Annotated in this window: 18 protein-coding genes; 9 read left to right on the top strand and 9 right to left on the bottom strand. The window is 58.1% G+C overall.

All coding sequences use genetic code 11. The features are described from left to right. Position 1 precedes the first annotated feature (1 nt). Both RE428_RS14545 and RE428_RS14540 read right to left on the bottom strand, forming a co-directional pair. Positions 2–973, bottom strand: a complete 972-nt coding sequence (locus tag RE428_RS14545) for a GGDEF domain-containing protein (protein ID WP_004582852.1) — start codon at positions 971–973, stop codon at positions 2–4. 3 nt (positions 974–976) lie between these two features. After that, the gene (locus RE428_RS14540; protein WP_004582853.1) at positions 977–1,987 is read right to left on the bottom strand and encodes a response regulator; all 1,011 of its coding nucleotides are present in this window, start codon (positions 1,985–1,987) and stop codon (positions 977–979) included. Positions 1,988–2,339: 352 nt separating this feature from the next. On the opposite strand from RE428_RS14540, the gene RE428_RS14535 reads away from it, so the two are divergent. Together RE428_RS14535 and sbcB are read left to right on the top strand one after the other, a co-directional pair. Next, positions 2,340–3,242, top strand: coding sequence for a hypothetical protein (locus RE428_RS14535; protein ID WP_004582854.1), 903 nt, complete (start codon positions 2,340–2,342; stop codon positions 3,240–3,242). A gap of 108 nt (positions 3,243–3,350) precedes the next feature. Beyond that, positions 3,351–4,802, top strand: a complete 1,452-nt coding sequence (gene sbcB, locus RE428_RS14530; RefSeq protein WP_004582855.1) for an exodeoxyribonuclease I — start codon at positions 3,351–3,353, stop codon at positions 4,800–4,802. A gap of 53 nt (positions 4,803–4,855) precedes the next feature. Here the strand turns inward: sbcB and RE428_RS14525 are convergent, their stop codons facing one another. From RE428_RS14525 to RE428_RS14510, 4 genes are all read right to left on the bottom strand, one after another. Continuing rightward, a complete protein-coding gene (locus tag RE428_RS14525) occupies positions 4,856–5,734 on the bottom strand; it encodes a helix-turn-helix domain-containing protein (RefSeq protein ID WP_004582856.1) in 879 nt (292 codons plus the stop codon). 101 nt (positions 5,735–5,835) lie between these two features. Then, a complete protein-coding gene (locus tag RE428_RS14520) occupies positions 5,836–8,001 on the bottom strand; it encodes a carboxy terminal-processing peptidase (RefSeq protein WP_004582857.1) in 2,166 nt (721 codons plus the stop codon). A 335-nt stretch (positions 8,002–8,336) separates the two neighbouring features. After that, positions 8,337–10,487 (bottom strand): 3-hydroxyacyl-CoA dehydrogenase NAD-binding domain-containing protein, encoded by a 2,151-nt coding sequence (locus RE428_RS14515; RefSeq protein ID WP_004582858.1) that lies wholly within the window; start codon positions 10,485–10,487, stop codon positions 8,337–8,339. 24 nt (positions 10,488–10,511) lie between these two features. Continuing rightward, entirely contained in the window at positions 10,512–11,720 is a 1,209-nt protein-coding gene (locus RE428_RS14510) for an acetyl-CoA C-acetyltransferase (RefSeq protein ID WP_004582859.1), read from the bottom strand. A 353-nt stretch (positions 11,721–12,073) separates the two neighbouring features. On the opposite strand from RE428_RS14510, the gene RE428_RS14505 reads away from it, so the two are divergent. Beyond that, complete coding sequence (locus RE428_RS14505) at positions 12,074–12,337, top strand: late competence development ComFB family protein (protein WP_004582860.1); 264 nt, start codon at positions 12,074–12,076, stop codon at positions 12,335–12,337. Between the two features lie 26 nt (positions 12,338–12,363). Here the strand turns inward: RE428_RS14505 and RE428_RS14500 are convergent, their stop codons facing one another. Further along, a complete protein-coding gene (locus RE428_RS14500) occupies positions 12,364–15,009 on the bottom strand; it encodes a DUF349 domain-containing protein (RefSeq protein ID WP_004582861.1) in 2,646 nt (881 codons plus the stop codon). Positions 15,010–15,219: 210 nt separating this feature from the next. Between RE428_RS14500 and RE428_RS14495 the strand changes: the two genes are divergently transcribed. Next, entirely contained in the window at positions 15,220–15,642 is a 423-nt protein-coding gene (locus RE428_RS14495) for a regulatory protein RecX (RefSeq protein ID WP_004582862.1), read from the top strand. A 71-nt stretch (positions 15,643–15,713) separates the two neighbouring features. Here the strand turns inward: RE428_RS14495 and mltF are convergent, their stop codons facing one another. Continuing rightward, positions 15,714–17,165 carry a membrane-bound lytic murein transglycosylase MltF gene (gene mltF / locus RE428_RS14490; protein ID WP_004582863.1) on the bottom strand — a complete coding sequence of 484 codons (1,452 nt, stop codon included), beginning with the start codon at positions 17,163–17,165 and terminating at the stop codon, positions 15,714–15,716. A 658-nt stretch (positions 17,166–17,823) separates the two neighbouring features. Here mltF and purL point away from each other — a divergent pair. Together purL and RE428_RS14480 are read left to right on the top strand one after the other, a co-directional pair. After that, positions 17,824–21,729, top strand: a complete 3,906-nt coding sequence (gene purL / locus RE428_RS14485) for a phosphoribosylformylglycinamidine synthase (RefSeq protein WP_004582864.1) — start codon at positions 17,824–17,826, stop codon at positions 21,727–21,729. A gap of 616 nt (positions 21,730–22,345) precedes the next feature. Further along, positions 22,346–22,660, top strand: a complete 315-nt coding sequence (locus RE428_RS14480) for a YqfO family protein (RefSeq protein WP_004582865.1) — start codon at positions 22,346–22,348, stop codon at positions 22,658–22,660. A gap of 16 nt (positions 22,661–22,676) precedes the next feature. Here the strand turns inward: RE428_RS14480 and RE428_RS14475 are convergent, their stop codons facing one another. Then, positions 22,677–23,219, bottom strand: coding sequence for an NUDIX hydrolase (locus RE428_RS14475; RefSeq protein ID WP_004582866.1), 543 nt, complete (start codon positions 23,217–23,219; stop codon positions 22,677–22,679). Between the two features lie 153 nt (positions 23,220–23,372). Here RE428_RS14475 and RE428_RS14470 point away from each other — a divergent pair, with 153 nt between their 5' ends. Genes RE428_RS14470 through RE428_RS14460 form a run of 3 tightly spaced genes read left to right on the top strand, consistent with a single transcriptional unit; the run spans position 23,373 to position 24,673 of the window. Beyond that, positions 23,373–23,954 (top strand): CoA pyrophosphatase, encoded by a 582-nt coding sequence (locus RE428_RS14470; protein WP_004582867.1) that lies wholly within the window; start codon positions 23,373–23,375, stop codon positions 23,952–23,954. Positions 23,955–23,961: 7 nt separating this feature from the next. After that, a complete protein-coding gene (locus RE428_RS14465; RefSeq protein ID WP_004582868.1) occupies positions 23,962–24,486 on the top strand; it encodes a gamma carbonic anhydrase family protein in 525 nt (174 codons plus the stop codon). A gap of 4 nt (positions 24,487–24,490) precedes the next feature. Then, the gene (locus RE428_RS14460; protein WP_004582869.1) at positions 24,491–24,673 is read left to right on the top strand and encodes a DUF1289 domain-containing protein; all 183 of its coding nucleotides are present in this window, start codon (positions 24,491–24,493) and stop codon (positions 24,671–24,673) included. The last annotated feature ends 22 nt before the right edge of the window (positions 24,674–24,695 follow it).

Here is a 24,695-nt window from a genome sequence, read left to right as displayed (position 1 = left end):
GTTATCCCGGGTGCGGGGCATCGGCTATCCGCACCTGGTTTCGGCCGCCTTCCTTGGCGGCATAGAGTGCTGAATCGGCCGCCTCGATCCATTTGACAGGCGCTTCAAGCGCATTGTGTATCGGCGCAACGCCCATGCTGATTGTGTAGCGAATCGACGCATCCTGCGTATCCACCGGTGTTTGCTCAATGGTGCTGCGGATTCTCTCGCACATCGCAGTCGCGCCCTCGACGCTGGTTTCCGGCAGGATGATGCCGAACTCCTCCCCCCCGTAGCGCCCAGCCAGATCGGCATGACGCAGGCTGGCCTGGAGTATGGCCGATGTTTTGCGGATGACCTCGTCGCCGGCCACATGGCCATATGTGTCGTTCACAGCCTTGAAATGGTCGATGTCGAACATCACCAGCACCGATTCGTTGCCGTAGCGACGGCAACGTTCGTACTCTGCTTCCAAAAGGTTTTCCCAGGTACCGCGGTTGAGCAGGCCGGTAAGGCGGTCGGTTTCGCTGAGCTGGGTTAATTGGTCGTTGGCCCTTTCAAGGGCCTGGCGGCTGGCCGCGAAGTCGGTGACGTCGTAGATCATGAGGCAGACCAGCCGAACCTTGCCGTCCGCGCCGGACAGGGGACTGATAGTCAGGTTTTGGTACATGTAGGGCGCAGTGCCGGTGATCGGGCGGGTATTGCGAAAATGGAACAGGTAAGGGCGCTGTTCCCAGGTGGTGAAGGCACGGGTATTGAGCAGTCGTACAGATTCCACCTTGCGCTTGAGCCAGCGTTCGGGCAGGTCCGGGAAGTACTCGAACAGATTCTTCTCCTTGATGCGCGATGCCGTGATCCCGCTGTGGTTCTCCATGAAACCGTTCCAGACCAGCACGCGGTAATCCGCGTCCATCACGATCAGGCCCACTTCCACGGTTTCAAGCATATCCATCAGCCAGTGGAATTCCAGCATGTCCGATTCGTTGACTGCCATGGGTTACTCCGTCAAGTAGGCGATGGCTTTTTCGAGGTGGGGGCGGGAATCCGCCGTTAGCAGGATCAATAGGTCACAGACCACATTATGGTCTTCGATGGCGTAGTTGATCTCGATACACAGCAACTGCTGGTCGCCGTCCTGATGGTATTCCAGCAGTTCGCTGACCTGTCGGTGCTGCCCGAGGACAGTCGGATGACTGAGACCGAACCGCAGATCGAGCTGATCGCCGAGCCCCTTCAGGAATGCGCCGAACAGGATGCTCGACATATCCATCAAGACTTCCACTTCCAGGGCGTTGCGGTTCTCTTCTTCGTAGCGCAGCAGGTGGGCCATATCGTCGAAGCTGGCATCGGAAAACAGCAACAACGCCTCACCAGCGACGCCCGCGCCGTTGAAACCCTGGCACACCGCGGAGTAACTCTCGCCCGACGATACGGCGGTTAAAGCCATGGACAATTCGCTCTGGGCCAGGGTGGCGACACGAGGTACCGGTAGTTTGACGAAAACATCGAGCAGCCGCGCGAGCAGGTCAGCGGCCTGGCCCATGGCAACGTTGGACATTTCCTGCAGATAAGCGGTCAGGTCGAGTTTGACGTCCTGCTCTGCCACGCTTGGGGCGAGGTCCTCGCCATCGAGCTCGTCGCTGCGGTAGAGGCCGAAATCCTCCAGGATCTGCTGGATCTTGTCGGGGTCGGTCGGTTTGCGGATGAAATCCATTGCGCCGAGTTTACGCACCCGTTCCCGTGCCTGGGGCTGGATGTCGCCGGACACCACGATGGTCATCACAGGCAGGTCGTCACGGGCCACAGCCTCCAACACACCATAGCCATCCAGCACGGGCATGTTGAGGTCGAGGAACATCAGGTCGCATTCGCCCTGACGGATGATAGCCAGGGCTTTCTCTCCATCTTCCGCGTATGTGATATCGGCGGACCAGTTCTTCGGCAGGGCCCGAGCCATTTGCTTGCGGGCCATGGAGGAGTCATCACAAATAAGGATGCGAAAGCTCATGGATCAGGCTCTTGGACATTTCCCACAGTCTAGCAGTGCCGATCCGGCGATGCGGCAGATGCGTTGAAAAATAAGATCAAATCTTCCCCAAAACCCATACCTACCTAGGCCGACACCGGCTCTCTTGCGTGAATGTAATCAAATGTAAGACGTTCTTCACAAATTGCGAGCCTGGCTGTTGCTGGCTTGGCCTAATGTGACAGCTCTCACTTTTGTTGCCGAACTGCCCTTTTATAGTCGCCCCACAAGCAAATAATAAAACTGCAATGGCGGCACCGAACAACAATAACGATGGCCGCGGTGTATGCAGTGACTGTAGTCGCAGTCAAATTCACTCAGAGACACGATAACCATGAACAGGGAAACGCTGAAATGCGTGGCCCCGGCTCCGTTCAGCCCGACGTTGGCAACATTGGTGTTTTCGACACTGGTGCTATCGACAACGGCCCGGGCTGAACTGCAACCCATTAGTGAAGAAGAGATGGGACGCGTGAGCGGGCAGGCCATGATCGCAGTGGATGTGGATGGAACCCAGGCCAACCGTTTCACCCGGGTCACCCTGGGACTGGACGCGGAAATCCAGACCAACATCGACAATGTGGTGTTGGGTGAGACCAGTGATGGTTCCGACGTGCAGATAGCCCAATTGTCCCTCGGCCATATCTCGAACGATGCGACCCGGATTCAGCTCGATGGCCAGACCTATGCGCTCAACGAGATCGTACCTTTCGTGGGCTCCAATCCTTATTTCGAGCTGGCGGAGCAGGAAGGCGAGGTTATTGGTTTTCGCATGGGGCTGAACCAGGCTCGAGGGACACTATCCGGCGATATAGCGAGTTTTTCCGGTAACCTGGGAATAAATCTGGAGGACGGCTCCGGGAACGTGGTTGCCGCCCGGCTATTTGATAACACCGGGACGGCTACCCATAGCCGAGCGACGCACATCGGACTCGATGACGCCGCTACCGATTGCAGTGCCGGTGTCCAGTGTAGTGCGCTCAGCAATTTCAAGACGCTCGATATAGGCACCCGGAACGAGGACGGTAGCGTGGGTTATGCCCAGGAGCTATTCATCGCCTTCCAGAAAGACGCTGTCCAGTGGCAGAGCAATACGGAAGGCGGTACGCCTATCGACGCGGCGGCTGGCGTCTTCTTCAACGTTCCGACGGCCATGAAGCTGGATCTCCAGACACTGGAGCAGGGTATCCCCCGGGCAAGGACAGAATATATCGATCGCGGTCTGGGGCTGTTCTAGTTCGACTGATAGCTCATCTACACGAAGGCCGCCTGGACTGGGGCGCCTGGCGTCTGTCTGGTACACTCGGCAGCCATTGACGGGATAATCTGCTGAGGTCTGTGCGGCGTGATCAAGAGTTTTTACTGGCATGACTACGAAACCTTCGGTGCCGATCCGATCCATGACAGGCCGTCCCAGTTTGCTGGCGTGCGCACCGACGCCGACCTCAACGTCATCGAGGAACCGCTGGTCATATACTGCCAGCCGACCGAAGACTATGTCCCCGATCCGGTTGCCTGTCTGATCACCGGTATCACGCCCCAGCAGGCACGGGCTGAAGGTTATCCCGAGGCCGAGTTCATCGGCCTTATCCATGACGCCTTCAACCAGCCCGGCACGTGTGCGGTGGGGTACAACAGCCTACGCTTCGATGATGAAGTCACCCGCCATACCCTGTATCGCAACCTCCGCGATCCCTATGCCCGTGAATGGCAGAACGGCAATTCCCGCTGGGATATTATCGATATGGTGCGGCTGACTTATGCCCTGCGTCCGGAGGGGATCAACTGGCCTATGAAGGAAGACGGTACCCCGAGCTTCCGGCTGGAAGAGCTGACCGCTGCCAATGGTATCGCCCATGAGGCGGCGCACGATGCCATGTCTGACGTGGAAGCAACCATCGCGCTGGCAAGACTGATTCGCGACAAGCAGCCGAAACTCTTTCAGTACGTGCTGGAACACAAGGACAAGCATTCGGCCCGTGCCATGCTCGACCTGGCGACCTTCAAACCGGTTTTCCACGTTTCCAGCAAGTATCCGGCGACCATCGGCTGTTGCGCCATGGTGGCGCCTGTGGCCCAACACCCGGTCAATCGTAACGCGGTCGTTGTCTACGATTTACGCCATGACCCTGATGAGCTGATCGAGGCTTCGCCCGAAGAGATCCGCAATCGTGTATTCACCTCACAGGCGGACCTGGGCGAGGGGACCATGCGGTTCCCGCTCAAGGCGGTGCATCTTAATAAATGCCCGGTGCTCGCGCCGGCGACCATGCTCAAGTCCCTTTCGCCCGAGCGCCTGGATGCCCTGCAACTGGATGGCGATGTGCTGCGGGACAACCTCCATAAGCTGCGTCAGGCGCCAGGCATCTCCGAGCGTATCGCGGAAGCTTTCCAGCCGCAGGATAACGGACCGGGCGACCTGACCGACCCGGACGAGCAGCTTTACGCCGGTGGTTTCCTGACACCGGCAGACCGCAAACGTTTGGACCAGTTGCTGCTGCAGCCGGTAGATCTGATGGGGGAGGCGGTGCCGGCATTCGATGATCCGCGGCTGGAGGAAATGGTGTTCCGCTACCGTGCCAGGAATTACCCGCAAACCCTGCTAGCAGAGGAACAGGAGCGCTGGGAGCAGTTCCGTCAGCAGCGTCTCATGCAGCCGACATCGGGATGGCGTTCATTGGAGGGCTACTTTGCGGGCATTCAGCAGCGCTTGCAAGATGAGGAACTCAGTGCCCGTGATCGGCAGTTGCTGGAGGAATTGGCGTTGTACGGAGAGTCGCTGATTCCCTACGTCTGATTCGGGCATGGCGAAAAGCCTCTGGCGTTCCGACTGATGCTGGCTCGCTTCCGTTAGCCCCTTTTTCTGCTTGAAGAACCCTTTCGCGCTTTCGTCTTATTGACACTGGCATCGCGTCGTGAGGTCGGTTCGGGCTTGCCCGGGTCTTCCGTGGGTTTGATCGTCTCGGCGCGGATCTTTTCGACTTCCATCTCCTGCTCAGCTACAAAATGCAGGGACATTTCGAAGCTACGACGCGTGAACTCCAGAACCTTTTCGAAACCCTCGTCGGAGAGTTTTCGCGCCTCGTCGTGGCCGCGAAAGATATTGATGAACTGACGCTCTCGCTCGAACTGAAGCGGTAAGCGGCCAACACCCCAGTCGTTCAGTACCTGCCAGGCTTCCGGATTGTAGTTGCGCGTATAGCGCAGGATGAAGGGAATCGGGTCGTTGCGGGCGACCAGCGCAGCCAGCCGCAGGATCAGTTCGAAGGAGAGGGTGGCTGTGCCGTTCTCGACCGCTTCCAGGAAGTTCTTGTCCCGCAGGTCGAGAGCATCGGCCATTTCGTTCAGTGTAAGACCGGCCACTTCGCGGATGTCTTTCAGGGAATCCCCCGCTGCAAGCATCATGCGAAGCTGGTCCTGGGACTTGAGCAGCGCCCGACCCGCCCGCATCGAAGCATCGGTCGTGCGCAGGGCGAAACGGAAGGCAGAACCGGTCAGATCGGAAAGGCGGTCAACCAGGGAGTCCTCGGTGTTGTCGTCGGGTTTCTCCGGTTTAGCTGACTTGCTGGCATCTTCGGTGCCTGTGAGCGGGGGGACGCCCAACGCTTCCGCCTGCCGCATGGACTGGATGGCATGGAGCGTGTCCATCAGCAGACTTTCGAGAGCGAGGGCCTTGCGGGCTTCGCTCTCGATCGGATTTGGGTTGTCGCTCTCGTTGTCGCTGGTCATCGGAGGCTTCCGTGCCCGGTTTCAGTAAAGATAAAGGGCGCTATTGTCCATAAAGAACCCCATTACGTATAAAAAGCAGCCATTACGGATAACGATTCCGCCTAGAACTTCTCCGAGGTATTGCGGGCCTGGGCAGTAATACGCTCTGGATGGATCATCGACGCCATACGGGAATCCAGTTCCAACATGTCAGCCATAATATGGCCGCCTTCCCGTACGATGAAGTCCAGTTTGTCGTCCCCATCGGGATCGGCCGCCTCGGCTTCCTGATGGGACTCCAGGGCCTTCCAGTCTTCGAAGGGCTCTTTTCCTTCCAACTGGCGACGTGCATTGGCGATGTGCAGCTGGCGAGATTCAAGTTGCTCCTGGTACGTCTCGCGTTCGCCATAGTTCAGGCTGACCCATTCACGGTCGCGCTGGGTGTTGAGCAGCTCGATTTCCTCTTCCAGCAACTGGAATTCCGGACTTTCGGCGAAACGGTCTTCATGGCGACGCCGAAGCTCATCGATCACACCGCTGAAATCGAAGTAACGGGCGTGGGGTACGGCTTCGATCTGGTCCCAGGGCAGGGCACCGTCCAAGGCGTCTTCACCGATCTCTTCCTTGTTGATACGGGTTGGGATGGTGATGTCAGGAATAACACCCTTGTGCTGGGTGGAGCCGCCGGACACCCGGTAGAACTTGGACTGGGTGATCTTGAGCTGACCGTGGTTGAGCGGGCGTACCGCCTGCACGGTTCCCTTGCCGAAAGTTTGTGAGCCGACCACGAGTCCACGGCCGTAGTCCTGTATCGCACCGGCAAAGATCTCGGATGCGGAGGCGCTCATGCGATTTACCAGCACCACCAATGGCCCAGAGTATGCGACCGACGGATCTTCATCAGTGAGCACGCTGACATCGTTGTCGGCATTACGGATCTGTACGGTGGGACCTTCATCGATAAACAGGCCCACCAAGTCGCTGGCTTCCTGGAGCGCGCCACCGCCGTTGTTACGAAGGTCGATCACCAGGCCTTCCATACCGTTGCCTTTCAGGTTGTCGATCAACTTGCGCACATCGCGCGTGGTGCTTTTGTAGTTGGGATCGCCCGCCTGCATGGCCTGGAAATCGGCGTAGAAAGTAGGGATGTCGATGACACCCACCTTATAGGGTTTGCCATTCCTTTCGAGTTCGATCATGTCGCTCTGGGCGGACTGCTCTTCCAGCTTGACCTCGTCACGGGTGATGGCGATGGTACGGGTTACGGTCTCGTCGGAAGCGCTGGCAGGGATCACCTCCAGCCGAACCACCGATTCACGTGGGCCGCGGATCAGGTCGACGACCTCATCCAGCCGCCAGCCGACAACGTTGGTGAACTCCTCATCCTTGCCCTGAGCAACGCCAACGATACGATCCGCAGGCTTGAGCTGCCCCTGCTTGGAAGCCGGGCCGCCGGGTACGAGACGAACCACTTTGGTGTATTCGTTGTCGGACTGCAGCACCGCCCCGATGCCTTCCAGGGAGAGGCTCATGTTGATGTTGAAGTTCTCGGAGGTGCGCGGCGAGAAATAGGAGGTATGCGGGTCCCAGAGGCCAGCGAAGGCGTTCATGTAGCTCTGGAACGCGTCTTCACTTCGTGCCTGGAGGGCGCGCGTGCGCTGGCTTTCATAGCGGCGGGTCAGGGAGGTGACGATCTCCTCGTCGTCCTTGCCATTCAGGCGCTGCGCCAGAATAGCGTTCTTGATTCGCCGTCTCCATATCGCGTCCAGCGCCTCCTTATCGGATGCCCAAGGCTCTTCAGCACGATCCAGCTGCAGTCGATCTTCGCTGTCGAACTCAAACTCATCGATGCCGTCGTTGACCAACTCAAGTGCGTGGTCCAGCCGTTCGATCACTCGTTTCTGGTAAAGGTTGTAAATCTGGAAGGCCGGATCGAGTTGGCCGGTCTTCAGGGCCGAATCAAGCTTGGTGCGCCAGGGCGAAAAACGATCGATGTCACTTTGCAGGAAATACATGCGCTGGCTATCGAGCTGGTCCAGGTAGGCATCGAAAACGCGCTTGGATAGCTCGGAATCGATTCGCTGGTCCATGAAATGCGTGAACTGAAGCTGACGGGAAATCAGGATGTTCGCCCGGGCCTGATCGATGGTCGGAGACACGGGCTCGAAAGCCTTCTCCGCCTCTTTATCCAGAGCCGCCAGACCAGCGGTTGATGTGACCATCAGTCCCAGGGCAAGGGCTACGCCGGCAGACTGAAGGCGAGAGAAGTTAGGCTTGCGGATCATCATTGGCATGTCAGTCAGTCTATATAAGTGAAGGTTCTAGCCATACGCTGGCTTACTGCTAAGCGCATACGGTATCCGGCAGGCAGACCCATCGAAAAACCGAGGCAACTGAATTCATTGTAGGCAAGCGGGGAGTCGGTTGCTACCGGCCGTGAATGGCAAGGGCATGACAATCTGTCCATATTGAGGACAAATTTATGACATGAAATAAAGCCCGGGGTTCCGTCGTCGAACCCCGGCATTAGCCGCTTCCAGGTGACTGATTATAGGCTCAAGCGTGAGTCCTGTCTTACAGTCTGGGGACCGTTCGCCTATTGACCTGGAGCATATTCCAGGGGTTATTCGAAACGCGTATTGCGTTCCGCTTTTTCCAGCAACAGCCTGGGTGGCGCAAAGCGCTCACCGAATTGCTCAGCCAGTATTCTGGCCCGTTCTGTAAAGGCGCGGACCCCGTACTGGTTGATGAACTGGATAGCACCACCGCTCCAGGCGGCGAAACCGATACCGAAGATACTGCCGATGTTGGCGTCCTCCACCGTTCTTAGGACACCTTCCTCGAGGCAGCGTACGGTCTCGATGGACTGGATGAAGAGTAAGCGATCCTTGAGGGTCTGCAAGTCCGTCGCGGCGGCTTTTTCGTGATTGGTGAAGGTGTTTACCAAACCTTGCCAGATCTGCTTCTTGCCCGATTCAGGATAGTCGTAGAAACCGGCGCCCGCAGCTTTGCCCTTGCGATTGAACTCATCCACCATGCGGTCGATGACCGCTTCGGCCGGGTGTGGCGTCCAGGACTTCCCGGCGGCTTCAATATCCTTGCGACTCTGGTTGCGGACGTGCTGGATCAGGGTCAGGCTCACTTCGTCGCAGACGGCTAATGGGCCGACCGGCATACCCGCCAGGATGCCGGCATTCTCTATGCTGGCCGGGTGGATACCCTCCCGCACCATGGCAACCCCTTCGTTGACGAAGGTGCCGAATACTCGTGAGGTAAAGAAACCGCGACTGTCGTTGACCACGATAGGAATCTTGCCGATCTGCTGGACGTAGTCGAATGCGCGGGCCAGCGTATCGTCCGAGGTTTGTTCGCCGGCGATGATTTCCACCAGTTGCATCTTGTCCACCGGCGAGAAAAAGTGGAGACCGATAAACCTCTCGGGGTGCTCCGATGCCCTGGCGAGTTGGGTAATCGGGATTGTCGAGGTGTTGGAGGCGAACAGTCCGCCTTCCACCAGTTTCTGCTCAGCTTCCCGGGTCACGTTGGCTTTCAGGTCGCTGTCCTCGAACACCGCCTCGATGATCAAGTCGCAACCAGCCAGGTCTTCGGCAGCGTCCGTCGCGTTGATCCGGCTGAGTACGGCTTCCCGCCCGGCATCGTCCATACGGTCGCGGCTGACTTTCTTGTCCAGCAGCTTGCGGGAATAAGCCTTACCTTTCTCGGCGTTGTCCACTGAGACGTCCTTAAGCACCACATCGATGCCCCGGATTGCCGTGGAATAGGCGATACCGGCCCCCATCATTCCGGCTCCAAGAACGCCGACTTTGGCGAACTTCGCCGGCTCGACGCCTGCCGGTCGGCTACTGCCGGCCTTGATGGCGTTGAGCTGGAACCAGAAGGTGCCGGTCATGTTCTTGGCAACCTGACCCACGACCAGTTGGGTAAAGTAGCGGGTTTCGATCTTTGAGCCGTTATCGAAGTCCACCTGGGCGCCTTCGACTACAGCAGAAAGGATGGCTTCCGGGGCGGGGTAACAGCCCTTGGTTTTCTGTTTCAGCATCGCTGGTGCAATGGCGAGTTTCTGGGCCATGGCTGGATGCTGTGGCCCGCCGCCGGGAATCCTGAAACCCTTCTTATCCCAAGGTTGTTGGCAGCTGGGGTTAGCCTCTATAAATGCCCGGGCCTGAGACATAAGGTCATCGGTATCCCTGGCCAGCGCATCGACCATGCCAAGCTTCAGCGCCGCTTTTGGGTTGGCCTTCTTACCTTCCATCAGGTAGGGGAAAGAAGCCTCGAGCCCGACCATACGCGGCAGTCTCTGTGTGCCCCCACTGCCGGGCAGCAGCCCCAGTGTCACTTCCGGCAGACCGAGCTGGATGCTGTCGTGGTCCAGGACGACACGATGGTGACAGGCCATACAAAGTTCGAGCCCCCCGCCCAGGGCGGAGCCATTAATCGCTGCCACAACAGGTTTGCCGCTGGTTTCCAGGAAACGCATCTGGCTTTTCAAACCATCGACCATGGTTTCGAATTCGGCCGCCTGGTCGGGCGTCACCTTATACAGTTCGTTGAGGTCGCCGCCGGCGAAGAACGTCTTCTTGGCGGACGTAAGGATGATGCCCTTCAGGGAATCGAGGTCTTTTTCGACCTTGGCCACGGTATCCGTCAGCGCGTCGCGGAACGTGGCGTTCATGGTGTTGGCGGACTGGCCGGGCATGTCGATGGTGAGGGTCAGGATATTCTTGTCGTCGATGTCGTAACGAATAGCAGTCATGGTTCGATCCTTTTCTGTCCCGGCTCAACAGCGTTCGATGATGGTGGCGATACCCATGCCGCCACCGACACAGAGAGTTGCGAGCCCGTAGCGCTTCTGACGCCGCTCCAGCTCATCCATCAGGGTTCCGAGGATTATGGCGCCGGTGGCGCCCAGCGGATGACCCATGGCGATGGCGCCGCCATTGACGTTGACCTTGTCGTCCGGTACACCAAGCTCTTTCTGGAAGCGCATGACCACTGCGGCGAAGGCTTCGTTCACCTCGAACAGGTCAATATCGCTTACGTCGAGCCCTGCCTTACTTAGGGCCTTGCGGGTGGCCGGAGCGGGCCCGGTCAGCATGATCGTGGGATCGGTACTGGTAACGGCCGTCGCGACGATCCGGGCGCGGGGCTTAAGGCCCAATTCTCGACCCTTGGCCTCACTGCCGATCAGCAAGGCTGTCGCGCCATCGACAATGCCAGAGGAGTTGCCGGCGTGGTGCACGTGGTTGATCTTCTCCACATAGTGGTATTTCTCACGGGCCACGCCGTCAAAGCCCATTTCGCCCATCATCTGGAACGAAGGCTTGAGTTGCGCGAGGGATTCGAGTGTCGTGCCGGCACGAACGTGTTCGTCCCGATCCAGGATCATGACGCCGTTCTGATCGGTAATCGGAATGATGGAGCGCTTGAAATGGCCGCTCTCCCACGCGGCTGCGGCCTTCTTCTGTGAACTTACGGCGAATCGGTCCACCTCTTCCCGGCTGAAGCCTTCGATCGTCGCGATCAGGTCGGCGCCGATTCCCTGGGGCATGAATCCAGTCTTGAGGTTGGTTTCCGGGTCGCTCGCCCAGGCGCCGCCATCCGAACCCATGGGGACCCGGGACATAGCCTCGACGCCGCCGGCGACCACCAGATCTTCCCACCCGGAGCGAACTTTCATTGCCGCCAGGTTGGCGGCCTCCAGTCCTGAGGCGCAGAACCGGTTCAGGGTGACACCGGCCACCACTTCATCCCACTGTGCGGCGAGAGCAGCCGTCTTGGCGATATCCGCGCCCTGGTCACCGATAGCGGTAACGCAGCCCATGACAATGTCGTCGACTTGGGCGGTATCGAGGTCGTTACGTTCTTGCAAGGCCTTGAGGATCGTCGTGAGCAGGGTGATCGGTTTGACGCTGTGAAGTGCGCCATCCTTCTTGCCGCGACCCCGCGGTGTCCGCACCGCATCGAAGATATAGGCGTCTGTGGTCATGGTTTTCCCTCTTTGTGCCGGGACTGAAAGACTAGATGTCTATTGTTGTCGGAATTCGGTTGTTGTCAGTATTCGAGTGGTGTCAGCATTCGTGCATGTTGTTGACGCTTGCAAGCCGCCACCTTAGCCCGCGGTCTGCAGGCGTGTAATGGCACCGCCTGCCAATTACATTGACGAAACTGCTCAGCGGCCGTGGATCATCGTCGCGTTCCCTCGAGCAAACTGACAATGCGGCCTCCCCCTTCTAATCTGTAGATAGCGCGTCCGGTGACTGGACGAACTAAATAGTGTCAGCGCCAGAAGATCACGGCGATACAAGACGATATTTCTGATTTGGCAAGAGGCGAGATGTCATGTCCCTGCTCGATACCATCGATAACTTCTATGAACGGCTTGTGGCTGAGGCTGTCGAAGCCACCCGTCAACCGGGTGACGAGGACGATTTCCTGATCGATGTCATGTGTGTGGCACTGAATCGTCTACCGCCGCGTTACTATCGACACACGATCGATATGAAGTTCTATCTGGCGGACCCGGAAATGGAGGAGATGAAGGAGAAGGTGAGGCGACGGGTTATCGACGCCCGGGAATTCGTCCGGAACCACAAGCGGGAATAATCCGCCCGCGGTTCCGGAGGCAGGGCTTAGCCTCTCCAGTGCTCGAGGGCCCGGTGCAAACGTGGTATCAGGACTTCGGCTTCGCTGGTCGGGATGGACTGTGAACACCAACAGGTAACCAGCCGCTCGATCTCGTCTTCGGTGTTGGTGGTGGCACCACCCATACCGGCGGCCAGACGCTCGACCTGTTGTTTCATGCGCAGCTCTTGGTCCTCGTCCGGAGAACTGGAACCGGTGGCAATCTCAAGCCTCACGGCGATTTCCCGTGGCGACGGGAGGTCTCCAGGAACGACGTCGGTATTGGCCGCATCCGTTTCCGCGAGGGACCGGTTAATACGCGCCTGCCAATCGGCGGCACGTTTCTGCCGCAGGGCCTTCTGGATATGACTTTTGAGGGCGTGTTTCTCATGGTCGAGCGCGTCGCTCACGGCGCGGGGTAGCTTGCGTGGCACCGGCGTCTGGTTAAGCTGGCGAAGCTGGGCTTGCAGTTGCTCCACGCCGACATCGCCATCCGTACGCACGGTTTCACTGGCGCTGATGGCCTGCTGTAACTGTTCCACCGCGGCGTGGTCTTCGGCGGCCTGTTCCGCGCGCTGGGCGTCGCGGCGGCCGAAGATGGTATCGCAGGCGGCCCGGAACGCCTGCCAGAGTTTGCGATCTTCACGGTGACGGGTAAGACCTACCGCTTCCCATTCCTTTTGTAGCTCCTTGGCTTGTTCCATCGCCTCGTTAAGAGGCTCATGCTCGATCAGGGCTTCGGCGCGCTCGACGATGGATTGCTTGAGCGCTTCGTTCCGGCGCCGTTCTTCGTTCAAAGGTGCTTCAATCTGTTTGAGCAGGTGGTCGAAAGTCTTTTGCAGGCCGCGGTTGGCCTTGAAGTCCACGGGCCATGCGCTACGCCACTCCTCGCGCGCCACCCGATGGATGCGTTCCACCGCTTTCCAGTCAACCGTGGACCAATCGGCGTTGTTGGCGAACTCGGCTAACTGGTCGCAAATCGCCTTGCGCTTTTCAAGGTTGGCCTCCTTAAGCTCCGACTTGGCGGCGAAGTAAGCTTGGCAAGGCTCGTAGGCCGCGTCGGAAGCTGCCTTGAATCGATGCCAAAGGGATTGATCGGAAGAGCCTCCCAGATCACGCCACTCCTGCTGCAGTTCCTTGATTCGCGCTGCCTTGGCTTCTGGCTCTATATGCTGTTCGGCGAGGTACTCCATGGCTTGGCAAAGCTCTTCCTGCTTGGGCCGGGTAGCGAAACCGCGCCAGTCTTCTAACTCTTGCAATTGTCGGCCGAGCAGCGTCAGTCGGGCCTGGCGCGCCTGACTATGCTTGTGATCGAGTCCATTGAATGCATGCTGTGCCTGCTTATGCAATTGGCGGGACTCGGAGAACAGGTTCTGTTCCAGGGATCGCGCCAGTCGATCGAGCAGGTCGTCCAGTACTTTTTGCTGGGCTTTCTGGTCGCTGGACTGGGCCTTCTGCAATTGCTTTTCCTGGCCGAGCTTACGAGTGAGGGATTCGAGCTGTTCCGGCTGAGCGTAACCCTCCGGCCAGTCGACCGCGTTCAGGGTCTGCTTCAGTTCGCCAGTGTCAGGCGTTTCGGCTTCCGCCAGTCGGACCATGGTTTCCTGCTGGGCGGACAGGCGCTGGACCGCGCCGATGTAATTGCGCAGTTCGAGCATCAGGGCCTGGTATTCCTTCTGCTCCGCCTTGCCCACGTCGGTATCGCGCGTTGCTTCCATCCAACGGTTTTCCTGGGTCTTCTGCAGCGCGTCCAGGGATGAGAGGGACGGGCCGCGCTCAGGCACCTCCGCCGCCAGGGTGTTCAACGTGCTGCGCAGGAGTTCGAGGGTCGCTGTACGCTCTTCGGCCTTCTGCTGACTTTCCGCTTCCTGCGCCGACGCCCGTTCGGCTTCGTGGATTCGACGGCGGCAGGTATCGAGTGCCGAAAGGAAGGCGGTCTGCTGCTCTGGCGATGCGTCGCCAGCGACGTTTTTCCATTGGCTCTGGAGGCTTTCTACCCGAGCGCCATAGAGCTGCATATTCTCCGTGCGTGCCTGTTCCTCCATCTGCTGGATCAGGTCGCCGATAGATGCCTGTACGGAAGCGGCTTTTTCCTGGGCCTGCCGCAGGGACTGCAATTTTTTGCGGGCTGCTTGGTAAACCCCCTTATCGCGCCCTTTGGCCGCCTTCTGGACGGCCTGGAGGTCTTCTTCCTTTTCGATGCGTTCGGCGGCAGCCAGGCGAACAGCCGCTGTCTTGCCTTCGATGGCCAGCCTCAACAACTGTTTGGGTTCAGTATCCGCAGAAACCTGTTGCGCGCTTTCATCTTGTCCTTGGCAGAGTTGCCGTACCAAGGCCTGCTGCTGGGGATCCTTGAGCGCCTCAAGGGCTTCATTGACCTGTTGGGGTTCTGCCTGGGAGAGGTCGCTGATGCGCTGCGCCAGTCGGCTGCGCATATTGGCCGAGGCCTCAGTGTAGAGCGGAATCAAGTGACGGATATGGTTGATCTGTTCGATAGCGGCCGTGCGCACGGCATTGGTTTCACCGTGTCGGGCAGCCTGGATCAGGGTGTCCAGGTCCTTGGCGTTGGCTGGATCCAGCCGGCTCACGTCCATGGGTTTTGGAACGTTGTCCGTTTTCTTGTTCTTGAAGAGTTTCTTGATGAATGCCGCCATAAACACGATTCCAACAAAACGAGGCAAGTTGCTGACCTGGAAGAAAAGTCAGAAGTCTGCAGCGGGCTTGACCGGCTGCCGTAGCGCACGCCTGCGCCATCGACGCTGGCGTTTCTGGTGGGTTAGTCTAATCGTTTTGGGGAGCCCCTGCACAGGCCCGCGTGGCATTGTCAGGTGCCAGGAACTACTTCAGAGAAATGGATGCCTGCCATGGCACTCGGCCAATCGAAAGCCGCCAAAGAAGATCCTGAATACCGTGCCCGTTCGGTGGCGCTGAAACTGCTCGCCCGGCGGGAGCACAGTCGGCAGGAGCTGCGCCTGAAACTGATGCAGCGCAAGCTGATGCCGGAAGTCATCGACCCGGTGCTGGACGAGTACGAGGAGGAAGGCTGGCTCGACGATGCCCGGTTTGCGGATGTCTACGCCCGGCAGCGGATGGATCTGGGTTACGGCCCGCTCCGGATCGAAAGTGAGCTGCAGCAGCGTGGCGTGTTCCAGCGGCCAGAATGCATGACGGATATTTCGGATCAGCAGTGGGCCGATCGGGCAATCCAGGCTCGCCGGCGGCGTTTTGGCTTGGGTATGCGGGCGCTGGAGGCTCGTGAAGAGCCCGATGACGATCTGGTGACGTGAGTGGCTCGCGCGAGGGGTTTACTGAAAGGGCTATCGACGCTGATTCGTAACCTATCCGCACCGTGACGCAATCAGAGCGTCGGCGGTGCGAAGGATAATGACTTGGGCACGTCCTGGGCTTCCGCCGGGGTTGCCTCAATGGGGTCTGCATCCCTGTCAAGATTGGGGAATTCCGGCGATTGGGCCAGCTGCTCGTTCGCCGACATCGGCTGCTTCATCCAGGCCAGTACGTCGTAGTAGCGGCGGATATTCTGCACATAGACGACTGGCTCATGACCACGGGCATAGCCGTAGCGCGTCTTGGTGTACCACTCCTTCTGCGCAAGCAGGGGCAGGAACTCTTTAACGTCGATCCAGCGATCCGGGTTCTTGCCGGCGTCTTCCGTCAGGCGGCGGGCGTCTTCCAGGTGCCCATAGCCCACGTTATAGGAGGCGAGGGCAAACCAGGTGCGGTCGGGCTCCGGAATGTCGTCGGGGATCTGGTCGTGCACCATCTGGAAGTACTTGGCGCCGCCATCGATACTTTTCTCGGGGTCCAGACGATTGTCGATACCCACATACTGCGCCGTATTGCGCGTGAGCATCATCATGCCCCTCACGCCGGTTGGTGAGACGGCGTTGGGGCGCCAATGGGATTCCTGATAACCGATGGCGGCAAGCAGGCGCCAGTCCATTTTGTATTCTGCAGCTGTTTCCTGGAACGACAGTTCATAGGTCGGAAGACGGTTCCGTACGTGATAGACGAAGGTCCGCGCGCCAACATAGTTCAGTCGATCCAGGTGGCCGTAGAAACGCTCCTTGAGCTGGGCGAGGCTGCCATTGGCCTGCATTTTATTGAAGAATTTCTGGGCCGCCTGCACCAGGCTGTCATCCTGTTGGGCTGGGAACAGCCAGGCAATGGGCTGGGGCTCATTCAGGTCGAAGCCTTTCTTGACGTGCGGAAAGAACACCTGATTGAGCGCGAGCTCGGTGGAGTCGACCACGGCGACCTCGAATTCACCGTTTTCAACGCGTTCGAGAATGCCGGCGGTGTCGATGTCCTCGTGGCTTTTCCAGCGCAGGCCGGGATGCGCTTTCACCAATTCAGATAGCGGCTCGATATGATTGCTGTTTGCTACGGCGTGAATAACACGCTCACCCACGTCATCGGGTGAGCTGGCGGATTCGGCATCGCGGTTGTAGATAAGCGTGGACTGGACTTTCAGACTGGTGGGTACGGTCTTGAATTCGTCGGTAGCCTGCACCGTGCCGGCGAGACCGGCAAGCCCGATATGGGCATAACCTTTTTCCAGCACCGATAGAATCTGCCCGTTTCCTTCCGCCTCGCGGACACGCAGTTCCACGCCCAACTCGTTGGCGAAACGCTTGGCCAGTTCGTACTCGAAGCCGGTCGGGCCTTCGCGCCCCTCGTAATAGACCGAGGGTGAGGGCCGGGCAATCACGTGCAGTACACCTTCCTGGCGCAGCTCTTCCAGGGTGGACGGGCGCGAGCAGGCCGTCAACGCGCTGGCAAGGCTTACCACGAGTGCTGCATAGAGTGGTCTTCGACCGGATGATTTCAAGATGGATACGACTGACAAATCCCTAGTCTCCTAACGTCGCGGTACGTGCCGTGTCTGTGACAGATCAATGCCGTCCCGATCGAGTTACATGCGCAGATCCGGCCTGGGCAGGCTGGTCCGGCGCTGCTGTCCAAACTCCCTGGACAATTCGATCACGCCCGCTTGTTCTTCTGTGTCCGGTTACAACGTTCGCGCAGTTTTGCCGTACTGCATCAAACTGAACCGCGTACTATGAACGCTTTGTACGAATTTTCGACACTAAAAATTTGTAATAATGCTGATTAGGGTGCAAACAGCCGTCGGGCGATCAGGTGGTTTCCTGATAATCCCGAAAATGGGGGTGCCGGTCAATTAACTATCCGTCGAACACTGCAAAAGCCTGTAAATTCTGGTGGGCGGAAAACGTCGGATGAAAGACCGGAAGGAACGCTGCGCAAGCCGTTGAAGGTCATTGGTCCCAGACGGCGGCGCTCCGCGGATGGCTGGCCGGATTAGCCCATTTGGGCGTCAGGCTAATCTGTATCCGGGGCGCGGTTTCCAGTATCATTGCGCCCGTCTTTTTAACGGGGTTGCTCGTGTCAGCCCCATACCCCAGATCAGCGCGATACAGGTTTTTGCCATGCTGGAACTCCGCGGTGCCCCCGCACTTTCACTTTTCCGCTCCGAAAAACTCCTGTCCCAGGTCCAGGCCCTGGTGCCGGCAGTCTCAAGCATCTATGCGGAGTTCATGCATTTCGTCGACCTGCCCGAGGCCCTGTCGGAAGAGGACGAGCAGATCCTAAACCGCTTGCTGACCTACGGGCCGACGGCCGATACCCAGGATGCCGAAGGCGTGCTATTCCTTGTGGTACCCCGGCCCGGAACCATTTCGCCCTGGTCGACCAAGGCGACCGATATCGCTCGCATCTGCGGTCTGCGTCAAATTCGGCGTATTGAGCGGGGCACGGCGTTCTATATCCATGCCGATTGCAAGCTGAAGCTGGAGCAACGCGAGGCGATTGCCAGTTTGTTGCACGACCGCATGACCCAACGGGTATTTCACGAGATGGGCGGCGCGGAGTTGTTGTTCCATCGCGAAGAGCCGCGTACGCCCAATCGCATTCCGGTGATGAGTGGGGGGCGTCCGGCGCTGGTCGAAGCGAACCAGCAATTAGGTCTGGCGCTCGCCGACGACGAGATTGATTACCTGGTGGATGCCTTTACCCGACTCGAGCGGGATCCGGTCGATGTGGAGCTGATGATGTTCGCCCAGGCGAACTCCGAGCATTGCCGCCACAAGATCTTCAATGCCTCGTGGGATATCGACGGCGAAGGCCAGGAGAAATCGCTGTTTGCGATGATCAAGAACACCTTCGAGATGAACAGCGAGGGGGTTCTGTCTGCCTATAAAGACAATGCTGCTGTCATTCGTGGCGCGCGGGCCGGTCGCTTCTATCCGGACCCGAAGGATGGCACCTATCGTTACCATCCCGAAGATATTCATATCCTGATGAAGGTGGAGACCCATAACCACCCGACGGCCATTTCCCCACATCCGGGATCGGCGACGGGCGCCGGTGGAGAAATTCGCGATGAAGGCGCGACCGGTCGTGGCTCCAAGCCGAAGGCAGGTCTGGCCGGCTTCACCGTCTCCAACCTCAATATTCCTGATGATATTCAGCCCTGGGAGGCCCCCTACGGCAAACCGGAGCGCATTGCGTCGCCGCTGGACATCATGATCGAGGGCCCAATTGGCGGCGCCTCCTTCAACAACGAATTCGGTCGCCCCAACCTGGCCGGTTATTTCCGCACCTTCGAGCAGGTCGCGCCCGGTGCCGCCGGCGAGGAAGTGCGCGGCTATCACAAGCCGATCATGATCGCCGGTGGTCTCGGCAATATTCGCGCAGACCACGTGGAAAAGGGCGATATCCCGGTGGGCGCCAAGCTGATCGTGCTGGGCGGTCCGGCCATGCTGATTGGTCTGGGCGGCGGCGCGGCGTCTTCCATGGATTCCGGCAGTAGCCACGAGGATCTGGACTTTGCCTCGGTACAGCGCGACAACCCGGAAATGGAACGCCGCTGCCAGGAAGTCATCGACCGCTGCTGGCAGTTAGGTGATGCCAACCCGATCAGCTTTATTCACGACGTCGGTGCCGGTGGTCTTTCGAACGCCATGCCGGAGTTGGTCAAGGATGGTGGTCGTGGCGGTCGTTTCGAGCTACGCGATATCCCTAGTGACGAGCCGGGCATGTCGCCGCTCGAAATCTGGTGTAACGAATCCCAGGAACGTTATGTCCTGGCCGTGGCCCCGGATCAGATCGAGCGTTTCGATGCGATCTGTCGGCGCGAACGTTGCCCTTACGCCGTCATAGGTGAAGCCACCGAAGAGTCGCACCTGACCCTGTCGGATGCCTATTTCGACGATCGTCCCGTCGACTTGCCAATGGATGTCCTGTTCGGCAAGCCGCCGCGCATGCACCGTAGCGTCGAGCGTGCGTCCTTTACCAAGGCGATCTTCGATTCCCGCAAGATCGACGTCAATGATGCTGCGCGCCGGGTCCTGCGGCTCCCGTCAGTGGGCAGCAAGAGCTTCCTGATTACGATCGGCGACCGCACGATTACCGGGCTGGTGTCCCGCGACCAGATGGTCGGGCCCTGGCAGGTGCCGGTCAGCGATGTAGCGGTGACGGCGTCCTCCTTCGATACCCTGGCCGGAGAAGCCATGGCGATGGGGGAGCGTACACCGGTGGCGTTGATCGACTCACCGGCTTCGGGCCGGATGGCCGTGGGTGAGGTGATCACGAACCTGGCAGCGGCGTCGATCGAGAACCTGTCCGATATTCGTCTTTCCGCCAACTGGATGGCGGCCGCCGGGCATCCCGGCGAGGACGAAAACCTATACGAAACTGTGCGCGCCGTAGGTATGGAACTCTGCCCGGCCCTGGGAATCACTATCCCGGTAGGCAAGGACTCCATGTCCATGAAGACCGTTTGGGAAGAGGACAATGGTGAGCAGAAGAGTGTAACTGCGCCTCTTTCCCTGATCATCAGCGGTTTTGCGCCGGTTAACAATGTCCGTAAGACACTGACACCGGAATTGCGCACAGACAAGGGTGAAACCGATCTGATCCTCATTGACCTGGCTGCTGGCCAGAACCGCTTAGGTGGATCTGCCCTGGCTCAGGTATACAACCAGGTTGGGGCGGTGGCACCGGATCTTGACGACCCCGAGGATATCAAGGCGTTCTTTGCTGTTATCCAGGGGCTCAATACTGATGACAAGCTGCTGGCCTATCATGATCGTTCCGATGGCGGCATGTTCGCCACTCTGGTAGAGATGGCCTTCGCCGGACACACTGGCATCGATATTAAGCTGGATGGTCTGGCCGAAGAGTCGAGTCAGTTCGCCCGGGAGCTCTTCAACGAGGAGCTGGGTGCGGTCATCCAGGTTCGCCGCGAGGACACGCCCTTCGTCCTCCAGCAGTTTACGGCTGCCGGATTGGGCGAACACACTGCTGTCGTCGGCTCCCTCAACGATGCGGACCGCATTCGATTTACCTTTGGGGATCAGTCGGTCATCGATACTTCCCGCGAGGAATACCAGCGACTCTGGTCCGAAACCAGTTATCGTATCCAGTCCCTGCGGGACAATGCCGATTGTGCCAAGCAGGAATACGACAACCTGCTGGCGCCGGCCGATCCGGGCCTGAACGTCAACCTGACGTTCGACTTGAGCGAAGACGTGGCTGCGCCTTTCGTCAATAGCGGGGCTCGCCCAAAAGTTGCAGTGTTGCGTGAGCAAGGCGTCAACGGACAGGTCGAGATGGCGGCGGCCTTTGACCGGGCCGGTTTCGATGCGATCGATGTGCATATGAGCGACGTGCTATCGGGCCGTGTCACCCTGGAAACGTTCCGGGCGATGGTTGCCTGTGGCGGCTTCTCTTATGGGGATGTGCTGGGCGCCGGCGAAGGCTGGGCCAAGTCGATCCTGTTCAACGAGCGGGTCCGGGAGCAGTTTGCAGGTTTCTTCGCCCGGCCGGATACGCTGGCCCTGGGGGTCTGTAACGGCTGCCAAATGCTTTCTAATCTCCACGAGTTGATCCCGGGCACGGATCACTGGCCACGTTTCGTCAGGAACGAGTCCGAGCAGTTCGAGGCCCGTCTGGTGATGGTTGAGGTTCAGGAGTCACAGTCCCTGATCCTGGATGGGATGGCAGGTTCACGCATGCCCATCGCTGTTGCCCATGGCGAAGGCCGGGTGGAATTCCACTCCAGTGAGGATGCATCCCAGCTCCAGGAAAATGGACTGGTGTCTTTGCGCTACGTTAGCAACGAGGGGCACCCGACAGAACGCTATCCGTTCAACCCGAATGGTTCCGCTGGCGGTATTACCGGCCTGACCTCCCAGGACGGTCGGGTAACCATCATGATGCCGCACCCGGAGAGGGTATTCCGCACGGCGCAATATTCATGGCATCCGGACAGCTGGGGCGAGGATGCGCCTTGGCTCAGGCTGTTCCGTAATGCCCGTAAAGTATTGGAATAGTCGTTTCTGACCTCTCCGTTGACAGAGAGGGCTGTTCTCGGTCCAGTTGGGACCCCTTGAATAAGAAGGCCGACCGGCAACCTGGTCGGCTTTTTTATGTGTGTCGTGCTTCGCTCCATTCGGTAACGATAATTGTTACCGCCCGTTACGGGTTTATCCCCAATGGTGACGTCCTTGTCATGAAAGGCAAAAAACTGCCAGAGTTCGTGTAAATAATAGTCAAAAAAGCGGCGGGCGACGGCCTTTATAATCGAAATTTTTGCTTGACTTCGTGTTTTTATGCACATCTGTTTTTGATGACTCTTCGGCGGGTGTATAAAGCGCATACATCTCGGCCAAAAAATATGCATACAAGTCAACTTGCTGATATTAAAGTAAAAAAATGATTCGGTGATTTTGTCGCCAATTTGAGGGGAATGCCGTAACCATAGGGTTTCAAGCCATGTTCCCAAAAACTTTCCCCAGAGTTATCCACAGATTCTGTGGGTAACTGATACAAATGATTGAAGTGGTGCCTCTTTGTTCATATTGTCGGTTTTTTGTACCAGAATGACGACTCGTGAACGGTATGGCGATCCGATCCCGGTTGACCGGCCGCTGCCAAGGAGGTGTGGATATGTACAAGTTATGCTATTTCGTGCCTGAGTCTCATCTTGAGCAAACCAAGCAAGCGATCTTCGAGACAGGGGCAGGCAGGGTCGGTGACTATGACTCCTGTGCCTGGCAAACCAGGGGGCAGGGGCAGTTCCGCCCGCTTGACGGTAGCCGGCCATACTTGGGGCAGCAAGGTGCGGTGGAAAAGGTTGATGAATACAAGGTCGAACTGGTTTGTACGGATGATGTGATCCGACTGGCTATAGGTGCACTAAAGCAGGCTCATCCGTATGAAGAGCCTGCGTACGATGTGTTCAGGATGGAGGCGTTCGAGTAGGGCTGTTTGCTGCGACTTACTGGCCAAGTTTGCGCCGGATATCTCCCAATCGTACAGGGAAGTGATTTTCCGCCTTGTCACGGACGAAGTATTCAAGCGTTTCGCGGATAGTTGGAAAGGCTAGTTCTTCCCAGGGTATCTCGTCGAGACCGAAGAGTTCGGCTTCGAGCGATTCCTCGCCGGCTCCATAATGTCCATTCGTCAGCGTCGCCCGGAAGAACATATGGACCTGGTCAATGTGAGGTACGTCCAGCACCGTGTAGAGACCGTCAATCGTAACATCGGCCATGGCTTCTTCGAGCGTTTCTCGAACGGCGGCTTCGAGGGTGGTCTCCGAGTTTTCCATGAAGCCTGCGGGAAGGGTCCAAAACCCCCGTCTGGGCTCGATGGCACGGCGGCATAGCAGAATCCTGTCGCCCCAGACCGGAATGGTGCCGGCGACGATCCTCGGGTTTTCATAGTGGATACGGTTGCAATGGTCGCACACGTAGCGATGGCGGTTATCCCCGGTAGGAATGCGATGGGTTACCGGTTTGCCGCAATGACTGCAATAATTCATTAGCCACCTCAATTCTGTATCATCCCAGTATACTGAGGCGCGCGTCGTCGTCGACCCGCTAATGCGATATTCCGGCCCTTTCGGACGGTATAAATACTGTCCTGCGACAGACTTATTCCATAAGGGTCCGCTCCAATAACAGGACGTGCAATTTTGCTTGAACATTTCAAAAAGCGGTTAGACCGCCATACGCCGCAACAGATTGCATTGGATTACCCAGAGGCGGGTATCCTGGTTCCGGTCACCGACCGGACTGCCGATCCTGAATTGATCCTGACCCAACGCGCGGCTCACCTGAAAACCCATCGTGGTCAGGTGGCCTTCCCGGGCGGAAAGCGTGATCTGACCGACCGTTCGCTGGAAGAAACAGCCTTGCGTGAAACTCATGAGGAAATCGGCTTGGCGCCTTCCCAGGTTCAAGTTGTGGGTACCCTTAGTCAGGTGGTTTCCCGCCATCGCATTCTGGTAACGCCCTACGTTGGTGTGGTGCCTCATGGCGCCGCCCTTGAAGCCAATCCATCGGAAATCGATTCGATCTTCAAGGTGCCACTATCGTTCTTTATGGAAGATCGCCGTTTACGAACTGATGCCTTGGGCTTTCAGGGCAGTACGCTTTATGTGCCCTGTTACGAGTGGGAGGAATATCATATCTGGGGCCTGTCGGCCGTCGTGCTGGTTGACTTCCTGAACGCCGTGTACGATGCCGGCATTGATCTGCTGGAACCACCAAGTTGAGGTGCCTATGAAGTATGGACTGGGAGACCTTAAGCCGACACTCGAGGGCGAGGACCATTTTATCGCCCATAATGCGACGGTGATCGGCAAGGTGTTGCTTCAAGAAAAGTCGAGCATCTGGTTTAACGTCGTCATTCGCGGCGATAACGATTTAATTACGATTGGTCCGGAATCGAACGTTCAGGATGGTAGCGTGCTTCACACGGATGCCGGTGTTCGCCTGACCCTCGGACGCGGGGTAACGGTCGGCCACAAGGCCATGCTTCATGGTTGTGAAATTGGTGACTACTCCCTGATCGGTATTAATGCGGTGGTCCTCAATGGGGCCAAGATCGGCAAGCATTGTCTTATCGGCGCGAACGCGCTGATTCCTGAAGGTATGGTTGTGCCTGATGGATCGCTGGTGGTTGGCTCGCCCGGTAAGGTGAAGCGCGAGCTCAACGAGAACCAGTGCAAGATGCTGGAGTTGAGTGCGGCTCACTATGTCCAGAACGCAGAGCGCTATATCAAGGAATTTGAGGCCCTGGATTGACGGTATGAGCAGAAGTGGAGCAGTACGGTCGCCCTGTGTCAGCGTATGCGCGCTGGATGAAAACGATATTTGTATTGGCTGTCAGCGTACAGCCGACGAGATTACCCGTTGGAGCCAGATGAGTGACGAGGAGCGTCTGCAAGTGATGAAGCTCGTTATTCAGCGCGAGGACGAAATCGCCCTCTAGGTCGGTTTTATCCACCCTGGTT

This window comes from Marinobacter nanhaiticus D15-8W, assembly GCF_036511935.1.
Classification (GTDB): Bacteria; Pseudomonadota; Gammaproteobacteria; order Pseudomonadales; family Oleiphilaceae; genus Marinobacter_A; species Marinobacter_A nanhaiticus.
This window is presented reverse-complemented; position numbering and strand designations above follow the sequence as displayed.

Coding starts and splice junctions, on each gene's coding strand:
- purL (WP_004582864.1), top strand. CDS start 17,824: ATGCTGGAACTCCGCGGTGCCCCCGCACTTTCACTTTTCCGCTCCGAA.
- RE428_RS14535 (WP_004582854.1), top strand. CDS start 2,340: ATGAACAGGGAAACGCTGAAATGCGTGGCCCCGGCTCCGTTCAGCCCG.
- RE428_RS14460 (WP_004582869.1), top strand. CDS start 24,491: ATGAGCAGAAGTGGAGCAGTACGGTCGCCCTGTGTCAGCGTATGCGCG.
- RE428_RS14475 (WP_004582866.1), bottom strand. CDS start 23,219: ATGAATTATTGCAGTCATTGCGGCAAACCGGTAACCCATCGCATTCCT.
- RE428_RS14495 (WP_004582862.1), top strand. CDS start 15,220: ATGGCACTCGGCCAATCGAAAGCCGCCAAAGAAGATCCTGAATACCGT.
- RE428_RS14545 (WP_004582852.1), bottom strand. CDS start 973: ATGGCAGTCAACGAATCGGACATGCTGGAATTCCACTGGCTGATGGAT.
- RE428_RS14540 (WP_004582853.1), bottom strand. CDS start 1,987: ATGAGCTTTCGCATCCTTATTTGTGATGACTCCTCCATGGCCCGCAAG.
- RE428_RS14510 (WP_004582859.1), bottom strand. CDS start 11,720: ATGACCACAGACGCCTATATCTTCGATGCGGTGCGGACACCGCGGGGT.
- RE428_RS14525 (WP_004582856.1), bottom strand. CDS start 5,734: ATGACCAGCGACAACGAGAGCGACAACCCAAATCCGATCGAGAGCGAA.
- RE428_RS14520 (WP_004582857.1), bottom strand. CDS start 8,001: ATGATGATCCGCAAGCCTAACTTCTCTCGCCTTCAGTCTGCCGGCGTA.
- RE428_RS14515 (WP_004582858.1), bottom strand. CDS start 10,487: ATGACTGCTATTCGTTACGACATCGACGACAAGAATATCCTGACCCTC.
- RE428_RS14480 (WP_004582865.1), top strand. CDS start 22,346: ATGTACAAGTTATGCTATTTCGTGCCTGAGTCTCATCTTGAGCAAACC.
- RE428_RS14500 (WP_004582861.1), bottom strand. CDS start 15,009: ATGGCGGCATTCATCAAGAAACTCTTCAAGAACAAGAAAACGGACAAC.
- RE428_RS14505 (WP_004582860.1), top strand. CDS start 12,074: ATGTCCCTGCTCGATACCATCGATAACTTCTATGAACGGCTTGTGGCT.
- RE428_RS14465 (WP_004582868.1), top strand. CDS start 23,962: ATGAAGTATGGACTGGGAGACCTTAAGCCGACACTCGAGGGCGAGGAC.